Raw genomic sequence first — 465 nt, forward strand, 5'->3', positions numbered from 1 at the left:
CATGCTCAGTCGGAGCACTTGGCCGCGCATCTCTCTCCATGCCGACCTCGCCCCTTCTCCCAACGTGCTGACCTCGGACGGGGCACCTTCGAGTGCTGTCGGCGGCCCGTGTCGATCTCCTAGCCTGACGACGCAGTAGCAGAGGCGAAGGAGGTGCAAAGCTGTGGCGGTCGGCTCTTCGACCGGGCTCACGTATTCCGGGTACCTGGCGTTGGACGAGGTACTCGCGGCTCAGAGGCCGGTTTCGGACGTGCACGACGAACTGCTCTTCATCGTCGTGCACCAGGTCCACGAACTGTGGTTCAAACAGATGCTCCACGAACTCGGCCAGGCCCAGGCCCGCCTGGTCGCGGGCGAGACGGAGCGGGCGCTGCGCAGCCTGCAACGGCTGCGGACCGTACTGGAGGCCACCACGGTTCCCATCGGTGTGATGGAGACCATGACACCGCAGGAGTTCGCGCTCTT

1 protein-coding gene is annotated in these 465 nt (G+C 65.2%); it reads left to right on the forward strand.

Going from position 1 to position 465, the window contains the following annotated elements; translation table 11 throughout:
- Positions 1-163: 163 nt before the first annotated feature.
- Positions 164-465 (forward strand): tryptophan 2,3-dioxygenase family protein (locus ACFVUS_RS43950; RefSeq protein WP_387781517.1); only part of this gene is annotated, 302 nt, incomplete at its 3' end.

Source organism: Nocardia sp. NPDC058058, assembly GCF_042885355.1.
Classification (GTDB): Bacteria; Actinomycetota; Actinomycetes; order Mycobacteriales; family Mycobacteriaceae; genus Nocardia.